We start from the raw sequence: 25,854 nt of genomic DNA, 5'->3' as shown, positions 1-25,854 counted from the left end.
CCTCATGGCAGCAGGGAAGCCGCTGCTACGCCGATCACTGACAGCGAGACAACGGTGACCGCCGCGACCGCTGACCACCCGATGATCTGGGCGTTCCGAGTCGAACCGGCCCGCAACCACGCGGGCAGGAACAGGATGCCGAGGGTGGCGAGGGTGCCCGCCGCGAGACCACCTAGATGGCCGAACAACGAGATCCCGGGCAGCGAGAAGCTGATGAACACGTTGATCCCGATGAGGATGAACATGCTGTTGGCGTTCTGCCGCAGCCGGATCATGATCACCGTGATCGCGCCGAACAGGCCGTAGACCGCACCCGAGGCGCCGGCGGTGAGGCTGTCCTGCGAGAACACCATAACCGCGGCCGAGCCGCCGAGCAGCGAGGCCAGATAGACCGCGCAGTAGCGCAGCCTGCCGAGCACCAGCTCGATATCGCGGCCGACTACATACAGCGCGAACATATTGAGCAGCAGATGGAGCGGGCCGTAGTGCAGGAAACCGGACCCGATCACCCGCACCCAGTCACCATCGGCGACCGCGGGCGGGAACATCACCCAGCGAAGAAACAGCGACGAGCCGTTGTAGTTGTCGATCAGGCTGCGTGACTGTGCGGCTGTCACGGCGAACACCGCGACATTCACCGCGATCAGCGCATAAGTGACATACGGAATCCGCACCCGCGGCGCGGCGGCCGTCGACACAGTGCGCACCTGCGGCGTGCTGCGCTGATCCGAGCGCAGGCAGTCCACGCAATGCTGGCCGACCGAGGCCGGGCGCAGACATTCCGGGCAGGCGGGGCGGCCGCATCTAGTGCAGGACAGGCCGGTCACTCGGTCCGGATGCCGGACACACGTCGTCGCAGGGGGTTGGGGTTTCATCGGCTCATTCGAATCGTGCCGGGCTGGCCGACGCGGTCATGGTCACCCGACCATCGTGCCATGACCACTTCGGCAGCACGCTGACCTGGGCTTCGATGCACGAACCCTGGGTCTGTGTCAGAGTTGAGCCATGAGCTCGAGGTCCCTGCACCTGTCTTCGCGTTCCCGTAATCGGCTTCTGACCGCCGCCGCTGTCGCGGCCGCGGGCGGTGCCGCATGGCTGGCCCGCGCCAAGCGTCCGTTGCCGCCGGCGCCTGCCCCGTCGCCGCCACGGATCGGCTACTCCCGAAACGGGTCCGCGCCGGCCCCCGAGGCGGGAACCGGCGCGGAATCTCAGAGCTGAGGCTCAGCGGCTGACGCTGCGCTTGTACCGCCAGAGCGTGAGCGGTACGAAGATCGCCAGGATCACCACCACCCAGATGAGGGTCGTCGCGACCGGATGCTCCATCGGCCAGGTGTCCGGCGGCGGCTGGACCGGCGAGGTATTGCCGAACAACTCGCGGATCGCCTGCGTCACCGCCGATACCGGGTTCCATTCGGCGAAGACTCGCAGCACGGTGGGCAGTTCCTCGATCGGCACGAAGGTGTTGGCGAGGAACGTCAGCGGGAAGATCACCATGAAGCTGGCGTTGTTGAACACCTCCGGCGCCCGCACGATGAGCCCGACGAACGCCATGATCCAGGAGATCGCGTAGGCGAACAGCAGCAACAGCACGTAGGCCAGCACGGCATCGAGGAACGAGCCGCGGATCCGCCAGCCGACGATCAGGCCGGTCAGCGACATGACGACCAGGCTCACCACATTGATCACGACGTCACTGATGGTGCGCCCGATCAGCACCGCGACCGGCTCCATCGGCAGCGACCGGAACCGGTCGATGATGCCCTTCTGCATATCCTCGACCAGGCTGAGCCCGGTGAAGGTCGCGCCGAAGACACAGGTCTGGGCGAAGATGCCCGCGATGAGGAACTCCCGGTAGCCGCCTTCGAGGCCGGGCACCTTGATCGCCGTGCCGAAGATGTAGGCGAACAGCAGCACGAACATGATCGGCGACAATGTGCTGAAGATCAGCACATCGGGTACGCGCTTGATCTTGATGACATTGCGCTTGGTGATGGTGATGGTGTCGGACAGAACGGTGGTGAGCCGTTCCCCGACGCCTGGGCCGTGATCGGGCACGACCGTCGAGGTGGTGACCGCGGTCATCGGGTCGTTCCTTCCGTTGGTTCCAGTTCGGCCAGTCCCTCGGCCGCGTCCTCGGCACTGACCATTTCCTCGGCCTCGTGCCCGGTGAGAGTGAGGAAGACATCGTCGAGCGAGGGTCGCCGCAGCCCGACGTCGTGGATCTTCACGCTGTGATCGTTGAGCTTGCCGACCGCCTCGACCAGCGCTTGTGAGCCGTTGCTGACCGGAACGATGATGCGCCGCAGGCCCGGCTCCAGGTGGATCTCACCGTCGGCGAGACCGGCCAGCGCCTGCTGTGCGATCACGAGGTTGTCCACATGGTCGACGGTCAGCTCGATGCGGTCGCCGCCGACCATCGTCTTCAACTCGTCGGCGGTGCCCTTGGCGATCACCTTGCCGCGATCGATCACGGCGATGGAATCGGCGAGCCGGTCGGCCTCCTCCATGTACTGGGTGGTCAGCAGCAGCGTGGTGCCACCGGCGACGAGTTCTTCGATCACATCCCACAGGTCGAGGCGAGCGCGCGGATCGAGGCCGGTGGTCGGTTCGTCGAGGAACAGCACCGGTGGCTCCGCGACCAGCGCACCCGCCAGGTCCAGCCGCCTGCGCATACCGCCGGAATAGCCCTTGACCGGGCGGTCGGCGGCGTCGCTGAGCCGGAACCGATCGAGCAGTTCGCGGGCGCGTTCCTTACTTCGCTGCACACCCATGTGGTACAGGCGTCCCACCATCTCGAGGTTCTCGAAGCCGGTGAGGTACTCGTCGACCGCGGCGTACTGGCCCGACGCCCCGATATGGCGGCGCAAGGCCCGCGGATCGCGCAGGACGTCGATGCCCGCGACCGTGGCGCGGCCGCCATCGGGGATCAGCAGTGTGGTCAGCACGCGAACGGTGGTGGTTTTACCCGCTCCGTTCGGGCCGAGCAGTGCGGTGACGGTGCCCTCGGGCACGGTCAGGTCGAGTCCATCGAGGGCGACCAGCGGGCCGTAGCGCTTGACCAGGCCCTCGGCGACTATTGCGTCACCCATGATTCTCCTGAAGTTCGTAGAGCTCGATGACATGCGGTGTCGGGCGGCCGGCTCCTCGGCGACCTGCTGATATGACGGCCGGCGCGGCCGAAACTAATCGCCGGGGCCGGTACCCGCAAGGGGCGGATCTACCGTGCGATCGACCCGATCCGGTGTGAGTATCGCGCCTTGCGCGGCCGATTTCATCCGATTTGTCCGACTGTCCGGTTACCGACGGGCAACAAAGAACGGTCGCACCTCGATCCGGGCGGTGCTCGGGGGTTCCGGATCGAGGTGCGACCGATTCGATGATGCCGCGCGCAGTGGCCTCGGGGCGTGCGTACCGCACTACTCGATTCGCCCCGCGCCGATACTCGTTCGCGCGCGCGAGCCGATCACGTCCGCGTAGCCCGGCGGGGCAATACCCGAACAACGACATGTTTTCCGGACCGAAGTCGTCCACGCACCGAATGCTGCCACGGGGGTACGACACCTTTGAGATCTCGGCGGCCGACGCCTGAACTTCCGAGTTCCCGGCCCTCCGACACGCGGGCCGCCCGGCCCTGTGGCACCGCCGCCCGCGTGGCTACAGCGACCGGTCGGCATGTTTTCTCGACCGCCATGGACGGCCTGGACAACAACGTATACAGCCCCGGAAGACGATGCGTGCCAGTGATTTTGGCAACCCCGGAGCCATCGTCGTGATCATCCCGACAGCCCCCGAGTGTCTGTTTCACCAAAGGCCCGCCCGGAACTCTGTGAATTACCCCGAAAAAACTTCGAAACCGACTGTCCTCGAGCACACAAAAACGCGGATCTTCGCGTAGGATCGTTCACGTCGGCCCCTCCCCCCCGGGCCGACCTTACGCGGGCCTCGGCAAACTCCCCCCCTTCGCCGAGGCCCGCTCTCATGTCCGGACCCGGTTTATCGGAACGGGTTGGCGGAACCTCGTTTCCGGCACTAACCAGCCGAGTCGCGCACCGCGTGCCACGCCGCCTCCAGGCGCAGGCCCCGCACCTTCCCGGCAACCCGCAGCAGCGCCAGATCACGCTCCCAGCGCGCACGATCAGCCGGATCGACCCGCTCCCAGATCGGCGCCGTCGATTGCGGCAGTTCGTCGAATCGAGCCAGTACGCCGCCGAGCGCGATATGCGCGCCGGGCGAGCTCGCAGGCATCCGGCCGAGATCACGCAGTGCCGCCGCCGTGGCAAGCAGCTGCTCGAGCAACGGTCGCGCTACCGCGCCGCTTCTTCCCATCCGGATCAGCCAGCCGAGTGCGGCGGCGAGCACGTGGATGTCCTCGATGGTGCGGAACGGTTTCAGATAGCCGGAGTAGCCGTCGCCGGGCAGCGCTCGGGCCCGTGCATCGGTGAATGTCACCGCCGCGTGCGGTATTTCCGGGATGAACGGGGTTTCGGGCAGCTCGGTGCGCACGACCGCTGATTGATCGGTATCCACCAGCACCGCACGCAACCGGTTACGGCCGTCCGCGCCTGCGCCCACGCTGCCGATCACCACCAGGCGGTCGGCAGGCCCGCCGAGTGTCGCGAAGGTCTTGGTCCCGTCGACGAACCATTCGCCGTCGCGCTCGGTCACGGCGGTCCGGATGGCTGCCGGATGCCCGCCACCGGCCTCGGTCGCGCACAGCGACACCAGCTCCCCCGGCGCCAGCTCCGGCAGCAATGCCCGCAGCGCCGCTTGATAGCCGGACAGGAACGCATAACCGAGCCGGTCCGCGCCGAACCCACACGCCAATGCCGCGTCCACCGGGACATCGAACCGCTCGGCGGTCCGCTGATGACGTTGCCAGGCCGCCCGCACGCTCGTGAGCGCAGCCACCTCGGTCGGCGCGGTGAGCAGGTAATCGAGAACAGAATCCACCCCTGCACGCTAATGGGTGCGAACCGCATCCGGCTCGGCTCGACTCGCTCGCCCTGCGATTGTGAGAGAGTTAGAGTATTATTTTCTCACACTCGCTCAATCGTCGATCAAGGGAGATCGCCATGACAGCGTCCGTCGAGGTCGAGTCCAGGACCCCCACGCTTCCCGAACGCCGCGCCTTCGGCCCCGGCACCAGAATGTGGGAGGAAACCGGGCTGGTCACCTTCTCACTCACCGCCGGATCCGCGTTCCTGCTGCAGACCATGGAGCCGACGATCTCCGCGGTGGTCGACGCCCACTCCACCTTCCGCACCGATCCGGTCGGCCGCGCGGTGCGCAGCCTGTCCGCGGTGATGACCTGGACCTACGGCGGCCCCGAGGCACTGGCCGAGACCGAACGACTGCGCGCCATGCACGCCTCGCTCAACACCACTGATGCCGCGGGCGTCAAACACCGTGCGCTGTCGAGCGGCCCGTGGGCCTGGGTGCTGCACACCGGCACCTTCGCCTTCAGCGAGAACGCCAGATACTTCGCCAAGCGGCCACTGACGCCGCAGGAGAAGCAGGAGTACTACCACGAGACGCTGCAGCTGATGCGCAACTTCTCGGTGCCGCCCAAGGAACTTCCCGCCACCTACGCCGATTTCGAGAAGTTCTTCGCCGACCAGGTGGAGAACCACCTCGTCGCGACCCAGACCGCGCACGACTACCTGCGGGTCATCCGCTCGGTCGGTGCACCGCAACAGTTGCCCCGGTTCCTGCGTCCGGTATGGCGGCGGGCGGTGGCGCCGATCGGTGCGCTGCAGTACTTCGTCACCGTCGGAACCACGCCCGAGGCCGCCCGCCGGAAACTGGGACTGACCTGGTCGGAATCAGACGAGCGCAAACTACGCGCGATCGGCTGGGTGATCGCGAGGATGGTGCCGCTGCTGCCCGAACGCCTGCGCTACTTCCCCATCGCCTACGAGGCGCGCAAGCTCGAACGCGACCGCGCCCGGCTGCAGAAGGTCATCGCGAAGCGCCCGATCTGAGTCACTGCCCCACCAGCGCCGGCCGTGCCTTCACCTCGGCCGGCGCCTGCCAGATCCGGCTGCGCAGGTCCCGGCCGCGGATGACCTGGATCCGCCACGGCTCCAGCCGCATGATGTGCAGTTTCGGGTCATCGGGCGAGTTCCAGAACTGCCCGAGGTGATATCCCGCGCCCCGGGGGCTGGTCCGTGCGTACATCCGCCAGATCCGCTCCCGGGTCGCTGGATCGTGCACACCGTTGGCCGGATCGTCGATCCATTGCGCGGTCGCGTCGACGGCGACCGAATTATTGCTGCCCTGCGCCCAATACGAGAAGTTCACCTGTGGATTGCGGGCGATATGCGCCGATTTGATCGGCGTCCGATAGGTCGCCAGCCAACCGACCGGCGTGCCGTCGACGTTCTCCCACACCGGAATCAGCACCCGGGTGCGCGGGCGGTTCTTGCTGTCCACCGTCACCATCGTGGAGTACACGATGCGCCCCACATAGGCATCGAATTCGGATTCGATCTCCGCGAACGACCTCACCTTGCCGGCCATTACGCCACCTCCACCCTGGTTCCCGAAACAACTGTCGGTTACTTCTTGTAACTGAGAGCATCATCGGTCACTATGGGTATTCATGGAAGACGGCACTTCAGAGTCCCTCGGTTACTGCGCGGATACCGACGACTACACGGCCAAACAGTGGGACCCCCGCGAGGATTGCGATGTACGCCAGATCCTCGACCGTATCGCCGACAAATGGTCGCTGCTCACCATCGCGTTGCTGGCCGGGCGGACCATGCGGTTCACCGAATTGCGGCGCGAGATCGACGGCGTCAGCCAACGCATGCTCACACGCACATTGCGCCATCTGGAACGCGACGGGCTGGTGCATCGCACGGTGTACCCGGTGGTGCCGCCCCGGGTGGACTACGCACTGACCCCGCTCGGCGCGAGCCTGCACGAGACGATCCAGGCCCTGGTTACCTGGACCGAAACGCATCAGCGTGAGATCGCGCAGGCGCACACCGACTACGACACCCGGGTCGAAATCGCTTGATACCCGGCGGTTGTCGCCAGCACCAGGAAATGTCGCAGCGGACCGCTACGGTGTCGCCGTGACCGACTTCGAGGTTCCCAAGAACTGGACCGATGCACGTCCGCTGCTGCGGCCGGTCCTGCGTCCCGTGACCTACCGCTCCACCGTGCCCGCGGAAGATCAGCCGCTCGGGCGCACGGTGTTTCCGTTCGTGGACGAGCTGGTGGCCGTCGATCTGCCCGACCGTCGTGTTGTTGTCCAGGGTGACCACTGCGCGGCGTGGAATGTGTCCGAGGACGAGGTTTTCGCCGCGGCGCAGGCGAATCTGGCCGAGATGGTGCAGCCGCCGGACATGGACAAGGACTCCATCCTCCACTACGCCGACGAGGACGGCGACGGCTACTTCGCTTCCTGGATTCTGGTGCCGGGCTGGCTCGACAGCTTCCGCACCGGTTACGGCCGCCGCCCTGTCGCGTTCCTGCCCGATGCAGACACCCTGGTGGTCGCGCCCGACGAGCCGGAACTGATCGGCGACCTGTTCGAGATGATCGAGGGGCAGTACGGCGAGTCCGAGCGTCCGCTCTCCCCGCAGGCCTACACCGTGGACGACGATGGCCGGGTGGTGCCGTTCGATCAAGCCGGGGCGCATGAGCAGCTGCCCGCCGCACATCGCGCCCGCTGCGGCCTCGCTGTCACGGAGTACGCGGCACAGTCGGAGTGGTTGAACGAAATCCTCGACATAGAACTGGATTTCGAGTCACTCGACGCCGATCTCGCCGATTCGTCCACAGCTTTCGTCGCCGCGCTGATGTACTACGACTCCGATGACGGTCCGCGCACCATCACCGCCTGGGGCGAGGGTGTGGACTATCTGCTGCCGGAGGCGGATCTCGTCGTCTTCTGCGATACCGACGACGACGGCAACGAACGCACCCTGTTCGACGCGCCTTTCGCCCGCGTGGTCGAGATACTGGGGCTGACTCCGGTGCCGGGCCTCGCCCCGCCCCGCTACGAGATCAGAAGCTGGCCCGAGCCCGAGTTGCTGCAACGAATCGAGCAGGCCGCAGTCACCGGCTGAGTGCGGCTCAGCGATCCCGGCGCCGCCCGAACCGGATGTTCAGCGGCGCCGGGTCACGCACCTGCGTGCGTTCGGCGGGCGCGACCAGAATTGCCGCGAGCCCGAGTATCGGCAGCAACGCGGCCGCGACGACGCTCAGAGTGAAGCTCACCCCGCCCATCTCGGCAGGCTTGTGGAACGCGTGGTAGATCAGGTGCGGCACACCGAACACCAGCCACCCGAGCCCAGCGACCCGCGACAGCAGACTGTCGCGGTAGTACAGCGCCGCACAGGTGACGGCCGCCAGCGCGAGAAAGAACGCCCCCACATCCCCGGCCAGATGATGGTTATACGGCCCGTCCACCCCCACCCACCGCATCCCGAGCCCGGGAAAGCTGGTGTACCAGGAATGCGGCGCGAAGGTAGCCCACGCTCCGACGATCAGCCCTTGGATCGCCAGCACCCACAAGATGATTCGGGTAGCCAGCCACCGCCGCCGATTGACATCGAGCCGCATCCGCACCCGAATCCCGTCCCCATCCCCGTGCAGCGAAATCCGCATCGGCCCCTCCATTCCACACCCGCCCCATGGTCGAGTGCAGTAACGGTAAGCCCGCACGAGTAGGCAGGCAATAGCGCCCGGTACGCCCTGCCGGCATCAGCCGGCGCGGCCACACGGCCAAGAATCGAAACTACCGTGCGCGGCACAGCACGAAGAGCCTCGAAATCGCGAGTGACCGACCTGGGTAGCCGATGCAGACGCGGAACTACAGTCCAGATCCAGAGCTGACAATCCCGACGCGACCACCGCTTACGCCGCGCCATTTGGGCCAAGCAAACCTGGAAGGGGGTCCGGGGGCGAAGCCCCCGTGAACGATGGACGCCGCACCATTGAGGCAGGCAAACCCGGGTGGGGGTCCGGGGGCAAAGCCCGCCGGGCGGGTTTGGGGGCTCCGACCCCAAAAAAACACGCGGAACGAGATAAAGCCCAGGCTTTCCGTGGGCATGGGTGTGGAATCGAAGTGGAGCCTAGGGGAATCGAACCCCTAACCCCTGCCTTGCAAAGGCAGTGCTCTGCCAATTGAGCTAAGGCCCCGGGTGGCTGCCCGAGCGGTCAGCGGGTGGTGACTTCGTGCCACAGATCCGCATCGTTACGCTGGCGCAGTTTGGTGATACCGATGAGAACCGCGACCACGACACCGAGTGTGAGGAGAAGTTTCATGATTCCCACCCTACTGTGATGTTCGGGAGTGGGCCTAGGAGGACTTGAACCTCCGACCTCTTCGTTATCAGCGAAGCGCTCTAACCGCCTGAGCTATAGGCCCGTGTATTTGCTTGTTGTGTTCCGCTATCACCTACACGCAACGCAACAACCGAGAACAGAGATTACCCGACGCGCCGAGAACGACCAAAACGGCTGGTAGAAGCGCTACAGCCAACACAAACTGTGGCGTTGTCAGTAAGTCGCAAACCATCCACATGTCACCACAGACAAGAACGGCCGGTACCGCTCCCGCGAATGGGATCGGTACCGGCCGCTCGCGCGATTGCTAGTCCGGGTCGGCCAGGGTGACCTGGATGCCGCCGACCAGGTCGCAGCACTGGTTGTAGATGAACGTGCCGATGGTGGCCAGCGCGGTGAACAACACCACGTTGATCAGCCCGATGACGCCGGCATAGCCGAAGACCGTGCCCGCATCGATCAATCCGGTGGAGCTGCCGTTGTCCTGCGACACCATCTCGGTGAAGGTGTCGTTGAGCCGCTCCCATACGCCCATGCCCTCGAGCACGATGTAGAGCAACCCGACCGCGAGCATCCACACGAAGAACAGCGCCACACTGATGACGAGGGTGATCTTCAGCGTCGACCATGGGTCGATGCGGCGGATCTGCACCGTGGCGCGCAGCGGTTCGCCGGCGACCGCCTGCGCGACCGCGACCGGAACCGCGGGCGAGACGGCCGGAGGGCCTGCCTTCGGCGCGGCATGGTGCTCCGGCGGCAGCGGATGCCGGATCTCGGACAGATCCGGCATGTCCTTGGTCAACTCGGGGCGGGAGATGCTGCGGGTCGGCCCGTCGAGGCCGACCGACTTCACCATCGCCGCTTCCTTACGGGCCGCCTTGGCGGCGAGGTCGGCGGTAGTGCGCGCGTTGCCCACACCGCCGCCGAGTCCACCCGTGGGTGCGGGTGCCGGGCGTCCGGATCCCACCGGTGAGTGGCCCGGCCGTGGCAGGTTGGACTGTGGCTCACGCTGCGGTAGCTGCGACCACCCGTCCTGGTAGCGCGACTGACCGCCGCCATTGCTGCCCGGCGCACCCGAATCGCCCTGCGGCGCTTCACCGGAGCCGTTCATCCGTACGGTCTGGTCGAAGGCGTTGCCGCCCTCGGCCGGTGCGGGCTTCGCGGCACCTTCGGCGCCGAATTCGCCCTGCTTTTCAGCATTTTCGCGCGACGGAGCAGCGGCTTCCTGCGGATTCGGGCCCGCGGGAGCGCCCTTGGGGGATTCGGACTCCGGTCGTTGGATCGGCCGGGGCGGAATCGGTGACGGTGCGATCCGTTCGGTCACACCGTTCGTCTGCTGCCGCTCGTCATTCGGCTGATTCGGAGTGGTCAATGCAATCCTCAGATCCGTTCGTTGCCGCCGCTGTGTTTACTGCTCGGAAGAATCGCTGGTGTCGTCGCCGATTTGATCGGGCTCATCGGCGTTGCGCGCGATCGCAAGCAAGGTATCGCCCTCGCCGAGGTTCATCAATCGCACGCCCTTGGTCTGGCGGCCTGCCTTGCGAACTTGCTTGGCCGCCGTCCGGATGACACCACCCCCGGAGGTGATCGCGTACAGCTCGTCGTCGTCGTCGACGATGAGCGCACCGACCAGCGTGCCACGCCGGGTGTCGTACTGGATGGTCAACACACCCTTACCGCCGCGGCCCTGCGCGGTGTACTCCTCGATCGCGGTCCGCTTCGCATAGCCTCCGGACGTCGCGACCAGCAGATATGTCCCCTCACGAACCACATTGAGGGAGAGCAGCTCGTCGTCGGTGTTGAACCGCATGCCCTGCACGCCCGAGGTGGCGCGGCCCATCGGACGCAGCGCCTCGTCGGTCGCCGCGAAGCGGATCGACTGTCCCTGCGCCGAGACGAGCAGCAGGTCGTCGTCCGCCGAGCACAGCACGGCACCGACCAGTTCGTCGTTGTCGCGCAGGTTCACCGCGACGATGCCTCCGCTGCGGTTGGAGTCGAAATCCGACAGCCGCGACTTCTTCACGAGGCCATTCTTGGTGGCCAGCACCAGATACGGGGCGTCTTCGTAGGATTTGATCCGAATGATCTGGGCGATCTTCTCGTCCGGCTGGAAGGCCAGCAGGTTCGCCACGTGCTGACCGCGCGCGGTGCGGCTGGCTTCGGGCAGCTCGTAGGCCTTTGCCCGGTACACCCGGCCCTTGTTGGTGAAGAACAGCAGCCAATCGTGGGTCGAGGTGATGAAGAAGTGCCTGACCAGGTCGTCCTGCTTGAGGCCCGCGCCCTGCACGCCCTTACCGCCGCGCTTCTGGCTGCGGTAGAGGTCGGTCTTGGTGCGCTTGGCGTAGCCGGTTTCGGTGATGGTGACGACGACGTCCTCGCGGGCGATCAGATCCTCGTCGGCCACATCGCCGTCGGCGGCGATGATCCTGGTGCGCCGATCATCGCCGTACTTCTCGACGATCTCGGCCAGCTCGTCGCGCACGATCGCGCGCTGACGCTCCGGCTTTTCCAGGATGTCCTTGAGGTCGGCGATCTCGGCCTCGATCTTGGCCAGCTCGTCGACGATCTTCTGCCGTTCCAGGGCAGAGAGCCTGCGCAGCTGCATATCGAGGATGGCGGTCGCCTGGATCTCATCGATGTCGAGCAGTTGCATCAAGCCGGTGCGCGCGGTGTCGGTGTTGGCCGAACGCCGGATCAGCGCGATGACCTCGTCGAGCGCGTCCAGGGCTTTGACGAGGCCGCGCAGGATGTGAGCGCGTTCCTCGGCCTTGCGCAGCAGGTAGCGGGTACGCCGGATGATGACTTCCAACTGGTGCTCGACGTAGAACCGGATCATCTGATCCAGACGCAGTGTGCGCGGCACACCGTCGACGATGGAGAGCATGTTGGCGCCGAAGCTGGTCTGCAGCTGGGTGTGCTTGTAGAGGTTGTTCAGCACGACCTTGGCGACGGCGTCACGCTTGACCGTCACGACAATCCGCATACCCGCACGGTCGGAGGACTCGTCGTGGATATCGGAGATGCCGCCGATCTTGCCGTCCTTCACCTGCTCGGCGATCGAGTTGATGAAGTTGTCGGTGTTGACCTGGTACGGCAGCTCGGTGATGACGATCGTGGTGCGGCCGCGCGCGTCTTCCTCGATCTCCACCACACCGCGCATGCGGATGGAACCGCGACCGGTGGTGTAGGCGTCATGGATGCCCTGACCACCGACGATCAGCCCTGAGGTCGGGAAGTCCGGGCCCTTGACCCGCTCCATGCAGGCGGCGAGGGTGGTTTCCTCGTCGGCGTCGTAGTTTTCCAGCGCCCAGTAGATGGCCTCGGCCAGCTCGTTGAGATTGTGCGGCGGGATATTGGTCGCCATACCGACCGCGATGCCATTGCTGCCGTTCATCAGCAGGGCGGGCACGCGGGCGGGCAGCACGGTCGGCTCCTGCGAGCGACCGTCATAGTTGGGGACGAAATCGACCGTCTCGTGGTCGATCTCGCGCAGCATCTCCATCGCCAGCGGCGTGAGGCGGCACTCGGTGTACCGCATGGCTGCCGCGCCGTCGTTGCCGCGGGAACCGAAGTTGCCCTGACCGTCGACCAGTGGATAGCGCAGCGACCAGGGCTGGGCCATGCGCACGAGAGTGTCGTAGATCGACGAGTCGCCGTGCGGGTGGTAGTTACCCATGGTCTCGGCGACCGGGCGCGCCGACTTCACGTAACCGCGGTCGGGTCGGTAGCCGTTGTCGTACATCGCGTAGAGCACGCGCCGGTGCACCGGCTTGAGGCCGTCACGCACATCGGGCAGCGCGCGGCCGACGATCACGCTCATCGCGTAATCGATGTAGCTGCTCTGCATTTCGTTCTGGATGTCGACCGGTTCGATCCGGTCGCCTGCGCCGCCGTTCGGGGGCAGTGTGGTCTCAGTCATGAAAGAGGTCTCCGTAGGAAGGCTCGGGGGCAACGGCAGTTGCGGGCAGGGCTAGGGGGTCGATTCGATTCCCCTGATCCCTGCCGAACCGGCTACACGTCGAGGAAGCGAACGTCCTTGGCATTGCGGGTGATGAAGCTGCGACGCGCCTCGACGTCCTCGCCCATCAGAATGGAGAACAGCTCGTCGGCCGCGGCGGCGTCGTCGAGAGTCACCTGGCGCAGCACCCGGACCGCCGGGTCCATCGTGGTTTCCCACAGTTCCTTGGCGTTCATCTCGCCCAGACCCTTGTAGCGCTGGACGCCGTCATCCTTGTTGATCTTCTTGCCCGCGGCCAGACCCGCCTCGAGCAGCCCGTCACGCTCCCGGTCGGAGTAGGCGAATTCCGGATCGGTGCGCTGCCATTTCAGCTTGTAGAGCGGCGGCTGGGCCAGGTAGACGTGCCCGTGCTCGATCAGCGGACGCATGAACCGGAACAGCAGCGTCAGCAGCAGGGTGGAGATGTGCTGGCCGTCGACGTCGGCGTCGGCCATCAGCACGATCTTGTGATAGCGCAGCTTGGCGATATCGAACTCGTCGTGGATACCGGTACCGAACGCGGTGATGATCGCCTGGACCTCGTTGTTCTTGAGGACCCTGTCGATGCGCGCCTTCTCGACGTTGATGATCTTGCCGCGCAGGGGCAGGATCGCCTGATACATCGAGTCGCGGCCGGACTTGGCCGAGCCGCCGGCGGAATCACCCTCGACGATGTAGATCTCGGACTTGCTCGGATCCTTGGACCGGCAGTCGGCCAGCTTGCCGGGCAGCCCGCCCAGATCGGTGGCGCTCTTGCGGCGCACCAGTTCCCTCGCCTTACGCGCGGCCACACGCGCCTGCGCCGAGGACACGGCCTTGTTCACGATGGTCTTGGCATCGGCCGGATTGGCCTCGAACCAATGCGCGAGGTGCTCGTTGCAGGTGCGCTGCACGAACGACTTCACCTCGGTATTGCCCAGCTTGGTCTTGGTCTGGCCCTCGAACTGCGGCTCACTGACCTTCACGCTGACGATGGCGGCCAGGCCCTCACGGATGTCGTCACCGGTGAGGTTGCCGTCTTTTTCCTTGAGGAGCTTCTTGTCCTTGGCGTACTTGTTGACCACCGTGGTCAGCGCCGACCGGAAGCCTTCCTCGTGGGTGCCGCCCTCATGAGTGTTGATGGTGTTGGCGAAGGTGTGCACCGATTCGGAGTAGCCGGAGTTCCACTGCATGGCCACCTCGAGCTCATGCCCGGTACCCTTGCCGGTGAACCCGACGACGGAGTTGTGGATCGCCTGCTTGGTCCGGTTGATATGGCGGACGAAGTCCTCCAGGCCGCCCGGGTAGTGGTAGGTCCGCGTCTTCACCTTGTGCTCGGGCTCGGGCGCGTCGGGATCGGCATGCTTGGGCGCCTCAGCGGTCTCGCTGACCACCTCGTCGATGACCTCGGCATCGCTGACCCGCTCATCGTTCAAGACGATGGTGAGTCCCTTGTTCAGGAACGCCATCTCCTGCAGCCGGCGTGCGACCGTCTCGAAGTTGAAGTAGGTGGTCTCGAAGATTTCCGGATCGGCCCAGAAGCGGATCGTGGTACCGGTTCGCTTGGTCGGTTCACCCTGCACCAGTTTGCCGGGGGTGGCGTCCTTGTAGGTCTGGCTCCAGTGGTAGCCGTCGCGATCGATCTCGGCTTCGAGCCGAGTGGACAGCGCGTTCACCACGGAGATGCCGACGCCGTGCAGACCACCGGAAACAGCGTAGGAGTCGGAGTCGAACTTTCCGCCTGCGTGTAGCTGGGTCATGACGACCTCGACGGTCGGGACACCCTGGGCGTGCATGGCGACCGGGATGCCACGACCATCGTCGACCACCTGGACGCCGCCGTCGGCGAGCATGGTGACCTCGACCTTGCTGGCGTACCCGGCCATCGCCTCGTCGACGGAGTTGTCGACCACTTCCCAGATCAGATGATGCAGACCGCGCTCACCGGTGGAGCCGATGTACATGCCTGGACGCTTACGGACGGCCTCGAGCCCCTCGAGGACCGTGATGGAGGAGGCACCGTAGTCCTTGTTGCCCGCCTTACCCGAAGACGCCTTGGTCGAGCCCGATGCATTGGAGTCGTTGGCAGCCACTGGTCGGTAGCTCTCCTTACTTGCTGATCCTCAGCACAGCGTCGCCACAGCACACGCCAGGGGCCGGATTCTGAGCTGGTCGAGATTCACGGTCCACCGCGCGGCTGTGCGGAACGCGCCGAAGGTATCGCCGCTAGTTACGTCACCATCCTACTGGTACGCCCAAACTACAGTGCACCTACGACACCCCTGACGGCTACGAGAATCCAAGAAATCGGATTACGGCGGGTCCGATCCGCCGCCCGCCGGTTTCGAGCCATCAGTGTTGGCGTGAGAGTTGTGTTGCGGTTCGCGTCCCCGCGGGCGCGTCAGCCGCGCGTCGCTACACCCACTCGATCGACGAACTCGGCGGTGAGCCGGGCCAGATCCGCCGGATGCGACAGCGGCGACCAGTGCCGGGCGGGGATCTCGCGCATGGTCAGGTCCGACACCCAATTATCCGCCTCGGCGTGCACCACCGGGCGCACCGCGCGGTCGCCTGTCGCGACTATCACCTGGACCGGCAGGTCGATCGGGCGCGGGCGCGGATTGCCGAGCCGCGTCCGGATATTGGCGCGGTAGAGCTTCAGGTTGTTGATCATGTCGGCGCGCAGGGTCGGCGCGGGACGCACAAGGGCGGGATCGAGGCCGTCGAAGAAGGCGAGGAAGCGCGGCCACCGACCGGACAAACCCCGCAGCACGGGATTCGGCAGGCCGGGGATCTGGAAGGCGACGGTGTAGGCCGAGGCAATACCCTGCGCGAACGAATTACGCAGGCGGGCGAAGGAGAACGGGCCGCGCAGGTAGGCGCCGAGGAAATCGAGGTTCGGGCCGGAGACCGAGGTGAACGACGCGATCGACGCGGCGGCATCGGGCATGGAGGCCAACTCCCAGCCGATCACCGAACCCCAGTCGTGGCCGAGCACATGCACCCGCTCGCCGGGGGCGACGGCGGCCGCGACGGCTCGCACATCTGCGGCCAACTCCTCGATCCGGTAGGCGTCGACCTCGGCCGGGACAGTACTGGCGCCCGCGCCGCGGTTGTCGAAGGAGATCACTCGATACCGCTCGGCCAGCCTGGTGGCGACGCCGTTCCACAGGGTATGGGTATCCGGCCAGCCGTGGACCAGGACGATCGCGGGCCCCGAGGGGTTACCGCATTCGAACACCGCGAGTTCTATATCGCCCCGGCGGACCGTTCGGGTCGACTGGGCGGGAAACGGCTCGGTGGCGGCGATCATCGACTTCACCTTTCGACAGTGGCGGCCCGGCGGACCCGGATCGGCGCGCTGTTCCACGTGAAACCGCTGTACGCAGCAGCGTCGCGGACTTCGGCGGCCGACAAGCCGGATCAACGTAACACTGAGTACCACATACTGACCAGATGTCGGCTCAGCCGTAGGTATCGCGTGGCCCTCGGCCCTTGATATGCCGCTCGCCCTTACGCCAGCTCGGTGCGGCCGGGCCGGAAATCCGCACCGAGGTCACCACGCCCTGCCCCACGGCGGCATTGATCTTGGCCAGAATCTGCGCTTGCAGCATGCGCAGTTGCGTCGCCCAGGCTGTCGATTCGGCGGCAATGCTGAGCACGCCGTTCTCCAGCTTGACCGGCGTGGCGTGACTGGCGATGTCCTCACCGACCACGCCGGACCAGCGGCCGAGCACCATACCTTCGGCCACCTTCGTCGACCAGCCTCGGCTTTTGGCGATCGAGCCGGTCAGCTTCGACAGCATCTGTGGATCGCGCTCGTCGGGCCTCGGCCCGGACCATCCGGTGCGGCGCCTGGCACCGGTGCGCAGACCGCGCCGCGGCGACGAGCGACCCTGGCCGACGGACTTCCCGCTGGCCTTTGCCGCGGCGCGCGCTTCTTCCAACGCCCGTCGGGCCAGGTCGATGCCGCGAAGTTCCGGCTCCGGACCGTCGCTCGGGGCGCTCGGGGTGGTCGAAGGTTCCGGCTGATCGGTCATCGTCGCTCCGTTCGCCTCGTCGAGTTGTCCCCAGTCGTGGTGAGTTGTCCCCAGGCTCCGACACGCACTGTGCAACAAGCTGTTCCATTGCGGCGCCGCGTCGCCGTTTCGTTATGGACCAAGGTATACCCCCAGGTAGAACCCACTTTTTCGCGCTCTTTACGCGTGCGGGCGGCGGTCGCGGTCGAGTTGCGGGAGGACGGAGCACGACCTGACGATTCGAAGTTATCCACAGGTTGTTGACAACTTGGGATCGATGCGCGCGACCAGGCACGGAGGTCCGGACACATGGGAGAACTGTACGGCAGCGAGCCCGCGGCGGGCCGGACGATGGGGGGTGTGCGGCGCATCGATCAGCCGGCGGCAGAGGAGTCGACGGCGTGAATGATCCTGGAGGTGCGGCGGTCGGCGTCACCGGTGGTCTCGACCCGCAGGGTGTTGGCCGACAGCTCCGCCGGGACGTCCTCTGGCACCGCCGCGGTGATCAGCACCTGTTCGGCGCCGGCCGCGACCGAAGCCAGCGCGGTACGTCGATGGCGGTCGAGCTCGGCGAAGACGTCATCGAGCAGCAGGACCGGATCGGTACCGCCCTCGCGCAGCAGTTCGAACGAGCCGAGCCGCAGAGCCAGGGCGAACGACCAGGACTCGCCGTGGCTGGCGAACCCCTTCGCCGGTGCGTCACCGAGCATCAGCTCGAGATCATCACGGTGCGGGCCGACCAGGCATACTCCACGCTCCAGCTCACGCGGCCGCGCCGCGGCGAGTTCGCGCAGCAGAATCGTCTCCAGCTCCGCGATATCGCCGCGAGCGGGCGGACGCGCGGGGTCGAGGAACTCCGGCGGGAGCGCCGCGCTGCGGTAGGCGATGGCGGCCGGTCGCGATTGCGGTGCGATCGAGGCATAGGAGTCGGTGAGGTGCGGGGACAGCTCGTGCACCAGCCGCAGCCGCTCGGCAAGCAGCTCCGACGCGTGGGCGGCCAGATGCCCGTCCCACACGTCGAGGGTGCCGAGGTCGGCGCGCGAGCGGGCCTGCCTGCCCGCGCTCTTCAACAGCGCCGATCGCTGCCGCAGCACCCGGTCGTAATCGGCGCGGACCGCGGCGAGACGTGGGAGCCTGGCTGTGCACAACTCGTCGAGGAACCGGCGCCGCTCCCCCGGATCACCACGCACCAGTGCCAGATCCTCCGGCGCGAACAACACCGTGTGCAGGATCCCGAGGATCTCCCGAGGCCTGCGCACCGGCGAGCGGTTGATCTGCGCGCGGTTGGGCGAGCCCTGGTTGAGTTCGATATCGATGCGCAGTTCACGGCCGGTATTCACCACCGTGGCGCCGATTCTGGCGCGCTCGGTGCCCATCCGCAGCAACGGTGCGTCACCGGAGACCCGGTGTGAGCCGAGTGTGGACAGATAGCCCGCGGCTTCCAGCAGATTGGTTTTGCCGTTGCCGTTGGCACCGAGGAAAACCGTTCCGCCTGTGGATAACTCGATATCCGCGTGCTCCCAGGATCGGAAGTCGCGCACCGTCAGTGCTCGGATGAACATGGGCTCAGCTCACCGAATGGGATGTCACAGTTGTATCCACAACTGTGGACAACGTCGCTTGTGCCGCAAGGTTTTCCGTCGCCGATCCATGCCGTCGACCCGAAATGCCGTATCGTTCGGTCGGTTTCGGATCCTGTTCGCACCCGACGGTCACACCCGCGCTCAGCCCGGGAGCCGGACCGGCATCAGCAGGTAGATGTAGGCGCTGTCCAGGGCCGCGAACGCACCCGAGTCCAATGCCTGTGGCTCCTCCTCGGACGCGGGCAGCAGCACCGCTGGACGGCTCGGGGTGGTGAACCCGAAGGTGACCCGATCCGAATGCAGGGCCGACAGACCGTCGATGAGGTATCCGGGGTTGAAGGCGATGGTCAGCGGCTCACCGCGGAAGTCGGCCTCCAGCCACTCCTCGGCCCGGCCGGCGTCGTCACCGCCTGCCGACAGCAACAGGCCATCACCGGAGAACTCCAGCCGCACCTGGGCACCGCGCTCGGCGACGAGGGCCACACGCTTGATGGCATCGGTGAGGGTGGCGACCTGCAACGTCGCGAGGGAGGTGTGTTCCTTGGGGAGCAACTGGCGGAACTTGGGGAATTCCGCGTCCAGCAGACGGGTGGTGGTGCGCCTGCCCGCGTTGACGATGCCGAGCAGCCCGTCGGCTCCCGCTCCGGTGCCAAGCGACAGCTGTACCGGCGCATCGGTGGCGCCCAGCGTCTTCGCCGACTCCGACAGGGTGCGCGCCGGGATCAGCACGGCGGTCTCGATATCGGTGCGGGCGGGCTGCCATTCGATGTGGCGCACCGCGAGCCGGAAGCGGTCGGTGGCCGCAAGAACCACCTGGGGGCCTTCGATCTCGACCCGGATGCCGGTGAGCATCGGCAGCGTGTCGTCGCGGCCCGCGGCGACGGCCACCTGGCCGACCGCCTCGGCGAAGACATCGGCATTGAGTTCACCGCTCTGCTGCGGGACCTCGGGAAGCTGGGGATAGTCCTCGACCGGCATCGTGGGCAGGGAGAACTTGGCGCTGCCGCAGCTGATCAGCACGCGGGTGCCGTCGACGGAGACATCGACCGGCTTGTTGGACAGCGCCTTGGTGATATCGGCCAGCAGCCGCCCGGAGACGAGTACCTGGCCAGGGCCCGCGACCTCGGCCGCGACCCGCATCTGCGCGGAGACCTCGTAGTCGAAGCCGGAGACCGTCAGCCCGTCTTCGTCGGCGACCAGCAGCACACCACCGAGCACCGGGACCGGAGGCCGGGACGGAAGGCTGCGCGCGACCCAGGCGACCGATTCCGCGAAATCCTCACGGGCGACCCGAAACTTCATGCTCGAAAGCTCCATCGCCCGATCTGTCCTCTCCCGGTTCCGTGATCTAGCAGCGGCGCGACGATGTCGTCGGGCCCTGTCGGCTGGTCAGCGCTGGTTCTCGAAAGACGTGCTGTCGCGGCCGCCTTCGAAAGTGTGGCACAGACGACCGACAACCAAACGGTACCGCGTTCGAGCCGAGCACCGGGCCCGACCCTCCGGTCCGGCTCGCAGGCTCTGCTGTCCGGCTCTGCCCTGTGCTCGTTCTCCTTGCCTGTGTGCCTGGACCCGATCGTGAAGCCGAGCCTGTCCGACCGACTTTCCACACACCCTGTTTTGAAGAGAGATCTATTAGAAGAAGAACTGAAGTAGTAATAGGCCCTGTGGATTCTGTGGAATGAGGGCGTCTGCGCAGGTCACAGGGCGTGGTGCGGTGGGGATGAGTGTTGAGTGCCTCGAGGATGAACAGCGGAGGTCTGTGGACGCCGGAAGTTTGTCCCACATCTATCCACCGCTCATCCTCGAGTTGTTCCACCGGATTCACCGGGTTGTTCACACATGTGCACCAGCTCGTGGACAACCGGTGGATTCCTCGAGGACTCCACATGGATTCCTCGAGGAATCCACAGGGACAACTACGCATATCGCCCGGTCAGCGGCTGTGGAGGCCGCACCCTGTGGACTCTGTGGACAAATGGCCTGTGAGTGGACGCGCGGCACCTGCCGCTGCGGGCTGTGCACAAAACGGTGGACAACCATGGGATTCCTCGAGGACTCCACAGGAATTCCTCGAGGAATCCACAACCCCTGGACAGGGGTCATCCCAGGTCAGGAGCTTTCACAGGCTGTGGATGCAGATCAGCGCGAACGCTGTTTGATTCGGGCTGTGAGTTCTTGAACCTGGTCGTAGACCCGGCGCCGTTCGGTCATCTCCTTGCGGACCTTCTTCTCCGCGTACATGACCGTGGTGTGGTCGCGACCGAACGCCTGGCCGATCTTCGGCAGCGACAGATCGGTGAGCTCCCGGCACAGATACATGGCGATCTGACGTGCCTGAGCCAGCGGACGGGCCTTACCCGGGCCGGTCAGCTCCTCGAGCGTCGTATTGAAGTACTCGGCGGTGACGGCCATGATCGTGGCCGCGGTGATCTCGAGTGCCGCGGTATCGGGCATCAGATCGCGCAACACCACCTCGGCCAGCGGCAGATCCAGCGGCTGACCGTTCAGCGAGGCGAATGCCGTGACCCGGATCAGCGCGCCTTCGAGCTCGCGGATATTGCGCTCGACCCGGCTGGCGATGAGTTCGAGCACGTCATGCGGGACATCGAGGCGGTCCATCCTGGCCTTTTTGCGCAGGATCGCGATCCGGGTCTCCAGCTCGGGCGGCTGCACATCGGTGATCAGGCCCCATTCGAACCGGGTCCGCAGCCGCTCCTCCAGCGTGGCCAGCTGCTTGGGCGGCCGGTCCGAGGACACCACGATCTGCTTGTTGGCGTTGTGCAGGGTGTTGAAGGTGTGGAAGAACTCTTCCTGGATGCCTTCCTTGCCCTCGATGAACTGGATGTCGTCCACCAGCAGGATGTCGGTCTCCCGGTAGCGGCGCTTGAACGCCACTTTGCGATCGTCACGCAGACTGTTGATGAAGTCGTTGGTGAATTCCTCGGTGGAGACGTACTTGACCCGCATCCCCGGGAACAGCCGCTGGGCGTAATGCCCGGCCGCATGCAGCAGATGAGTCTTGCCCAGACCGGAGGCGCCCCAGACGAACAGCGGGTTGTAGGCCCGCGCCGGTGCCTCGGCGATCGCGACCGCCGCCGCGTGCGCGAAACGGTTGGACGCGCCGATGACGAACGTCTCGAAGGTGTACTTGGCGTTCAGACTCGCCGACGAGGTCTGCGGCGCCTGCGGTTCCTGTGACTTGGCGAAGTAGGTCGGCCAGGAATCGCGGACGTTGACCACGGGTTCGTCGTCATGGTCGGGGCGCTTGGCATCACCGACCGGCTCGCGGACCGGCTCGTGCACTGGTTCCCGGACGGTCTCGTGTGCTGCTTCGCGAATCGGCTCGTGCGCTGCGGCGGGCGACTGGCCCTCGGCCGGGCCTGGCTCGCGCGGGTCGGCGATCGGTGTGCGCGACGCGGGCTCAGGTGTGAACAGCGACTCCTGCCCCGGCGGCACCGACTCGCGGCGCGGCGCGGGGGCGGACTCGCGGCGGGGTGCGGGCGAGCTCTCGACCGCACCCGCGTCTTCCCGCTCGGCGTTCGGCGCCGGGTATTCGCCGCGCGGGGCGTACTCGGGCCTGCGGTAGTCGTCCGCCGGCCGATAGTCCTGATCTGGTCGGTGCTCGTTCGCCTCGGTGAAGTCCGAGCCGTACTCCGGCCTGCCGTAGCTCTCGCGCTGTTCGTAGCTCTCCCCCGAGCCGCCGTACCCACCGGACTCGGCGAACCCGTCGGCGCGCCCGTAGCTATCGGGCCGATCGAACTCCTGATCCTGTGGATAATCCTGGCCGGGCGGATAGGTACGGCCTGCGGCATAGTCGGCGCTGGGATAGTCGGGGGCGTAATCGTTGCCCGTGGCATAGCGCGGTGGACTGAACTCGCCACGGCCGGCGAACTCCGCATTCGGATACTCGGGCCTGCGGGCCTGCTCGCGTGGCCGTTCCGGCCTGCTGGTCATCCTGGCGTGCCGAGGCGGGGCGCTCGGACGTTCGGTGCCTGGCGTGCTCGGCGCGGCGATGCGCACCCCGAGACCTTCGACCTGCGGACCGAGGCGCCGCGCCAGCGAACGCAGGATCGGCTCCCGTAGATCGCGCTCGATCGCCTCCTGTGCCAGTGACGAAGGCACCGAGAGCAGCGCGAACCCCTGCGCGACGGTCAATGGCTTGACGAGCTTCAACCACGCCTGTTGTGCGCGGGAGACCGACGGGATGGCACCATCGGGAGAGCCGGTGGTGAGTTCGGCGACAACCTCCGGCCAAACAGTAGCCAACACGTTCTGCTCGTCGTCCATGCAGTGTCCTCCCCGGAGGTTGTCGATGGGAGCAGACGGCCGGGGTACGCAAGACGTCTACCGTGGTGGTTCGATCCGATCCCGCGTGGGTCCCTGACCGGTTCGGTCGCATCCCGGAATCGCGGTGTTCCCGGTGGCGGCGCGGCACCGTCGGCTTAACGAATATGCCACTCACGGGGTCTTTCCACACAATTATCCACAGATGTGGAGAACTCCTGTGGATTGGGGATCATGGCGGCGCTGACCGGGTGTAATGCTTCGACCAGCACCGGAGCCGGCAATCCTCCGGCTATGCCACTATCGGCCCGGCGCGCGCACCGGTCAGGGGTGTGGACGAGGTCACGGCCACATACCCCTGATATGGGCGAGTTTGACCCGTTCGTAGCCGCTGAGTACCCTCGTACAGTCACCCCTCGGTGCGGTGGCTGCCCTGTGCTGACTGTTCGCCAGGATCGCCACGCGCCGAGGATGGGCGAATCACCGAAAAGCTTCGGGCACGACCTGTGCCCACCAACTCGAGGAGTGTTGACCGTGGCCAAGGGCAAGCGGACGTTCCAGCCGAACAACCGTCGTCGGGCGCGGGTTCACGGCTTCCGTCTCCGGATGCGGACCCGTGCGGGCCGCGCCATCGTTTCCGCGCGTCGCCGTAAGGGCCGCGGCAGCTTGACGGCCTGATCCTCCTCCCGGATTCGGTGTCGGATGCCCGGTTCGCCGAACGCTGCGCTCCTCTTCCCTGATCGCTCACCAGCCCCCGGACTCTCGGGTGCTGCCTGAGTCGTATCGGCTGCATCGTCGTGCCGACTTCTCCAGGACGGTGCGGCGCGGCCGGCGAACCGGGAGACGCGATCTGGTTGTGCACGCATTCGTGCACACCGTGGATCCGGCTGCCGAAGCGACCGAGGACGCGCTGGTTCGCGTCGGCGGTCCGCGCTTCGGATTGATCGTCAGCAAGGCGGTGGGCAACGCGGTGATTCGTCACCGGGTGGCCCGCCGCCTTCGTCATATCTGCGCCGAGGTCGGCGACGAGATTCCCGTCGAGGCCGATATCGTCATTCGTGCGTTACCCGGCGCCGCCACCGCCGATTCGGCGGAGCTGCTGCGCCAACTGCGCGGTGCGGTCCGCAAGCTCGGTCTCGGCGCCGTCGCCCAGCCCGCCGTGCGTTCGGGTGAACCGGTATGAGATCGCCCGCGGTTCTGGTCCGATTGCCGGCCAATATTCTGATCTTCCTGATCGAGCTCTACCGGACATACGTGTCCCCCACCCGCATGCCGGTGTGCCGTTTCACCCCGACCTGTAGCGAGTACGCGGTCACCGCGTTGCGCACCCGAGGGCTGTTCATCGGCCTCGGACTGACGGTCGTGCGTCTGGCCAAATGTGCACCCTGGCACCCTGGTGGGTGGGACCCCGTTCCGGAGCGCAGACACCGCGACGAGCACGGGAACGAGGCAACCGCCGAATCGTCACGGGATACGACCCCGCCGGCCGACTCGGAGCCGGAGGCCAAGGCTTGTACAGGATCACCGCCCGCGGTGGTCGGCGATACGAACGACGGGAGTGCATAGAGCCGTGCTCGACTTCATTTATTACCCGGTGTCCTGGATCCTTTGGTTCTGGCACCGGGTCTTCGGGTTCGCGTTCGGCGCGGACAACGGACTCACCTGGGCACTGGCCGTGGTGTTCCTGGTGTTCACGCTGCGGCTTGTGCTCTATAAGCCGTTCGTGAAGCAGGTGCGCACCACCAAGCAGATGCAGGAGCTGCAGCCTCAGATCAAGGAGCTGCAGAAGAAGTACAAGAACGACCGCCAGAAGATGGCGCTGGAGATGCAGAAGCTCCAGAAGGACAACGGCTTCAACCCGCTCATGGGCTGCCTGCCGATCCTGGCTCAGGTGCCGGTGTTCCTCGGTCTGTTCCACGTGCTGCGTTCGTTCAACCGGACCGGACACGGTCTGGGTCAGCTCGGCATGGATCCCGTCACCAACGCCAACACTCCGAACTACGTCTTCAGCGCGGCCGACGTCCAGTCGTTCCTGAGCGCCCGCATCTTCGGCGCGCCGATCTCCGCGTTCATCACCACCCCGGCCAATGAGCTGCTGGCCTTCGAAGACTGGGGCGGCATCCCGAGTCGGGTTTCCATCGCCGCCGTCGCCATCCCGCTGATGGTCATTGCCTCGGTCGCCACGCACTTCAACGCGCGCGCCTCGGTCCAGCGCCAAACGCCGGAAGCTGCCGCCAACCCGCAGGCCGCACTGATGAACAAATTGGCGCTGTGGGTGTTCCCGCTCGGTGTGCTCGTCGGTGGTCCGTTCCTGCCGATCGCCATCCTGCTGTACTGGGTCTCCAACAACATCTGGACCTATGGGCAGCAGCACCTCGTCTTCGGCCGGATGGCCAAGGAAGAAGAAGCCAAGAAGCAGGCCAAGCTCGAGCAGCGGGCGCAGAACGCCCCGAAGCCGGGCGCCAAGCCGGTCGACACTCGCAAGAAGCAGGCGAGCGCCGCTGCCGAGGGCGAGAGCGAGGACGACGCCGCCACGACGAACGGCGCGGCCCCCGTGGCGAAGGCATCGGGCAAGCAGTCGGGACAGAAGCGGCCGGGCGGTCAGAAGAAGTCGGGCAATCGCGGCCGGGCCAATCAGAAGCGACGCCGCTGATTCCATTCGATCGGTGGGAGACCACGATCGCCGAGC

At 66.1% G+C, this 25,854-nt stretch carries 23 protein-coding genes and 2 tRNA genes; 8 read left to right on the top strand and 17 right to left on the bottom strand.

Annotated features, from left to right (window positions below):
- Window positions 1-2 precede the first annotated feature (2 nt).
- A complete protein-coding gene (locus ACFXNW_RS01725) occupies window positions 3-875 on the bottom strand; it encodes a rhomboid family intramembrane serine protease (protein ID WP_379415124.1) in 873 nt (290 codons plus the stop codon).
- A 130-nt stretch (window positions 876-1,005) separates the two neighbouring features.
- Between ACFXNW_RS01725 and ACFXNW_RS01720 the strand changes: the two genes are divergently transcribed.
- A complete protein-coding gene (locus ACFXNW_RS01720) occupies window positions 1,006-1,218 on the top strand; it encodes a hypothetical protein (protein WP_379415123.1) in 213 nt (70 codons plus the stop codon).
- A gap of 3 nt (window positions 1,219-1,221) precedes the next feature.
- On the opposite strand, the gene ACFXNW_RS01715 is transcribed toward ACFXNW_RS01720, so the two are convergent.
- From ACFXNW_RS01715 to ACFXNW_RS01705, 3 genes are all read right to left on the bottom strand, one after another.
- Complete coding sequence (locus ACFXNW_RS01715) at window positions 1,222-2,082, bottom strand: ABC transporter permease (protein ID WP_379415122.1); 861 nt, start codon at window positions 2,080-2,082, stop codon at window positions 1,222-1,224.
- Window positions 2,079-3,089 (bottom strand): ATP-binding cassette domain-containing protein, encoded by a 1,011-nt coding sequence (locus ACFXNW_RS01710; protein WP_379415121.1) that lies wholly within the window; start codon window positions 3,087-3,089, stop codon window positions 2,079-2,081. Before ACFXNW_RS01710 ends, ACFXNW_RS01715 begins: the two co-directional genes overlap by 4 nt.
- Before the next feature lie 940 nt (window positions 3,090-4,029).
- Window positions 4,030-4,950 carry an acyl-CoA dehydrogenase family protein gene (locus tag ACFXNW_RS01705; protein WP_379415120.1) on the bottom strand — a complete coding sequence of 307 codons (921 nt, stop codon included), beginning with the start codon at window positions 4,948-4,950 and terminating at the stop codon, window positions 4,030-4,032.
- A 122-nt stretch (window positions 4,951-5,072) separates the two neighbouring features.
- Here ACFXNW_RS01705 and ACFXNW_RS01700 point away from each other — a divergent pair, with 122 nt between their 5' ends.
- Entirely contained in the window at window positions 5,073-5,981 is a 909-nt protein-coding gene (locus ACFXNW_RS01700) for an oxygenase MpaB family protein (protein WP_379415119.1), read from the top strand.
- Between the two features lies 1 nt (window position 5,982).
- Here ACFXNW_RS01700 and ACFXNW_RS01695 read toward each other — a convergent pair whose 3' ends face one another.
- Window positions 5,983-6,519 carry a pyridoxamine 5'-phosphate oxidase family protein gene (locus ACFXNW_RS01695; protein ID WP_379415118.1) on the bottom strand — a complete coding sequence of 179 codons (537 nt, stop codon included), beginning with the start codon at window positions 6,517-6,519 and terminating at the stop codon, window positions 5,983-5,985.
- A gap of 82 nt (window positions 6,520-6,601) precedes the next feature.
- On the opposite strand from ACFXNW_RS01695, the gene ACFXNW_RS01690 reads away from it, so the two are divergent.
- Complete coding sequence (locus ACFXNW_RS01690) at window positions 6,602-7,024, top strand: winged helix-turn-helix transcriptional regulator (protein WP_379415117.1); 423 nt, start codon at window positions 6,602-6,604, stop codon at window positions 7,022-7,024.
- Between the two features lie 58 nt (window positions 7,025-7,082).
- A complete protein-coding gene (locus ACFXNW_RS01685) occupies window positions 7,083-8,081 on the top strand; it encodes a hypothetical protein (protein ID WP_379415116.1) in 999 nt (332 codons plus the stop codon).
- Window positions 8,082-8,088: 7 nt separating this feature from the next.
- Here the strand turns inward: ACFXNW_RS01685 and ACFXNW_RS01680 are convergent, their stop codons facing one another.
- The 12 genes from ACFXNW_RS01680 to dnaA form a co-directional block, all read right to left on the bottom strand.
- Window positions 8,089-8,622 carry a hypothetical protein gene (locus ACFXNW_RS01680; RefSeq protein ID WP_379415114.1) on the bottom strand — a complete coding sequence of 178 codons (534 nt, stop codon included), beginning with the start codon at window positions 8,620-8,622 and terminating at the stop codon, window positions 8,089-8,091.
- Window positions 8,623-9,083: 461 nt separating this feature from the next.
- Window positions 9,084-9,156: transfer RNA gene (locus ACFXNW_RS01675), tRNA-Ala, on the bottom strand.
- An 18-nt stretch (window positions 9,157-9,174) separates the two neighbouring features.
- Window positions 9,175-9,282 carry a DLW-39 family protein gene (locus ACFXNW_RS01670; protein ID WP_218579846.1) on the bottom strand — a complete coding sequence of 36 codons (108 nt, stop codon included), beginning with the start codon at window positions 9,280-9,282 and terminating at the stop codon, window positions 9,175-9,177.
- A 29-nt stretch (window positions 9,283-9,311) separates the two neighbouring features.
- A tRNA-Ile gene (locus ACFXNW_RS01665) sits at window positions 9,312-9,385 on the bottom strand.
- Between the two features lie 225 nt (window positions 9,386-9,610).
- Window positions 9,611-10,675, bottom strand: a complete 1,065-nt coding sequence (locus ACFXNW_RS01660) for a DUF3566 domain-containing protein (RefSeq protein WP_379415113.1) — start codon at window positions 10,673-10,675, stop codon at window positions 9,611-9,613.
- Window positions 10,676-10,711: 36 nt separating this feature from the next.
- Window positions 10,712-13,222 carry a DNA gyrase subunit A gene (gyrA, locus tag ACFXNW_RS01655; RefSeq protein WP_379415112.1) on the bottom strand — a complete coding sequence of 837 codons (2,511 nt, stop codon included), beginning with the start codon at window positions 13,220-13,222 and terminating at the stop codon, window positions 10,712-10,714.
- A 92-nt stretch (window positions 13,223-13,314) separates the two neighbouring features.
- Entirely contained in the window at window positions 13,315-15,372 is a 2,058-nt protein-coding gene (gene gyrB, locus ACFXNW_RS01650; RefSeq protein ID WP_379415111.1) for a DNA topoisomerase (ATP-hydrolyzing) subunit B, read from the bottom strand.
- 308 nt (window positions 15,373-15,680) lie between these two features.
- The gene (locus ACFXNW_RS01645) at window positions 15,681-16,592 is read right to left on the bottom strand and encodes an alpha/beta fold hydrolase (protein ID WP_379415109.1); all 912 of its coding nucleotides are present in this window, start codon (window positions 16,590-16,592) and stop codon (window positions 15,681-15,683) included.
- Window positions 16,593-16,743: 151 nt separating this feature from the next.
- Window positions 16,744-17,319, bottom strand: a complete 576-nt coding sequence (locus tag ACFXNW_RS01640) for a DUF721 family protein (protein ID WP_379415108.1) — start codon at window positions 17,317-17,319, stop codon at window positions 16,744-16,746.
- 353 nt (window positions 17,320-17,672) lie between these two features.
- On the bottom strand, window positions 17,673-18,860 hold the full coding sequence (gene recF / locus ACFXNW_RS01635) for a DNA replication/repair protein RecF (protein WP_379415107.1): 1,188 nt from the start codon (window positions 18,858-18,860) through the stop codon (window positions 17,673-17,675).
- A gap of 162 nt (window positions 18,861-19,022) precedes the next feature.
- Entirely contained in the window at window positions 19,023-20,198 is a 1,176-nt protein-coding gene (gene dnaN / locus ACFXNW_RS01630) for a DNA polymerase III subunit beta (protein ID WP_379415105.1), read from the bottom strand.
- Between the two features lie 822 nt (window positions 20,199-21,020).
- A complete protein-coding gene (dnaA, locus tag ACFXNW_RS01625; RefSeq protein WP_379415104.1) occupies window positions 21,021-23,168 on the bottom strand; it encodes a chromosomal replication initiator protein DnaA in 2,148 nt (715 codons plus the stop codon).
- Window positions 23,169-23,699: 531 nt separating this feature from the next.
- Here dnaA and rpmH point away from each other — a divergent pair.
- The 4 genes from rpmH (at window position 23,700) to yidC (ending at window position 25,818) form a co-directional block, all read left to right on the top strand.
- Window positions 23,700-23,843 (top strand): 50S ribosomal protein L34, encoded by a 144-nt coding sequence (rpmH, locus tag ACFXNW_RS01620; protein WP_280468670.1) that lies wholly within the window; start codon window positions 23,700-23,702, stop codon window positions 23,841-23,843.
- An 88-nt stretch (window positions 23,844-23,931) separates the two neighbouring features.
- Window positions 23,932-24,348, top strand: a complete 417-nt coding sequence (rnpA, locus tag ACFXNW_RS01615; RefSeq protein WP_379415102.1) for a ribonuclease P protein component — start codon at window positions 23,932-23,934, stop codon at window positions 24,346-24,348.
- Window positions 24,345-24,731: a membrane protein insertion efficiency factor YidD gene (gene yidD, locus ACFXNW_RS01610; RefSeq protein WP_379415101.1), complete on the top strand. Its 387-nt coding sequence runs from the start codon at window positions 24,345-24,347 to the stop codon at window positions 24,729-24,731. Before rnpA ends, yidD begins: the two co-directional genes overlap by 4 nt.
- A gap of 4 nt (window positions 24,732-24,735) precedes the next feature.
- Window positions 24,736-25,818: a membrane protein insertase YidC gene (yidC, locus tag ACFXNW_RS01605; RefSeq protein ID WP_379415099.1), complete on the top strand. Its 1,083-nt coding sequence runs from the start codon at window positions 24,736-24,738 to the stop codon at window positions 25,816-25,818.
- Window positions 25,819-25,854 lie beyond the last annotated feature (36 nt).

The sequence above is a fragment of the Nocardia sp. NPDC059180 genome (genome assembly GCF_042754945.1).
Lineage (GTDB): Bacteria > Actinomycetota > Actinomycetes > Mycobacteriales > Mycobacteriaceae > Nocardia.
The sequence above is the reverse complement of the archived record's forward strand: the minus strand, read 5'-3'. Positions and strand labels throughout refer to the sequence as shown.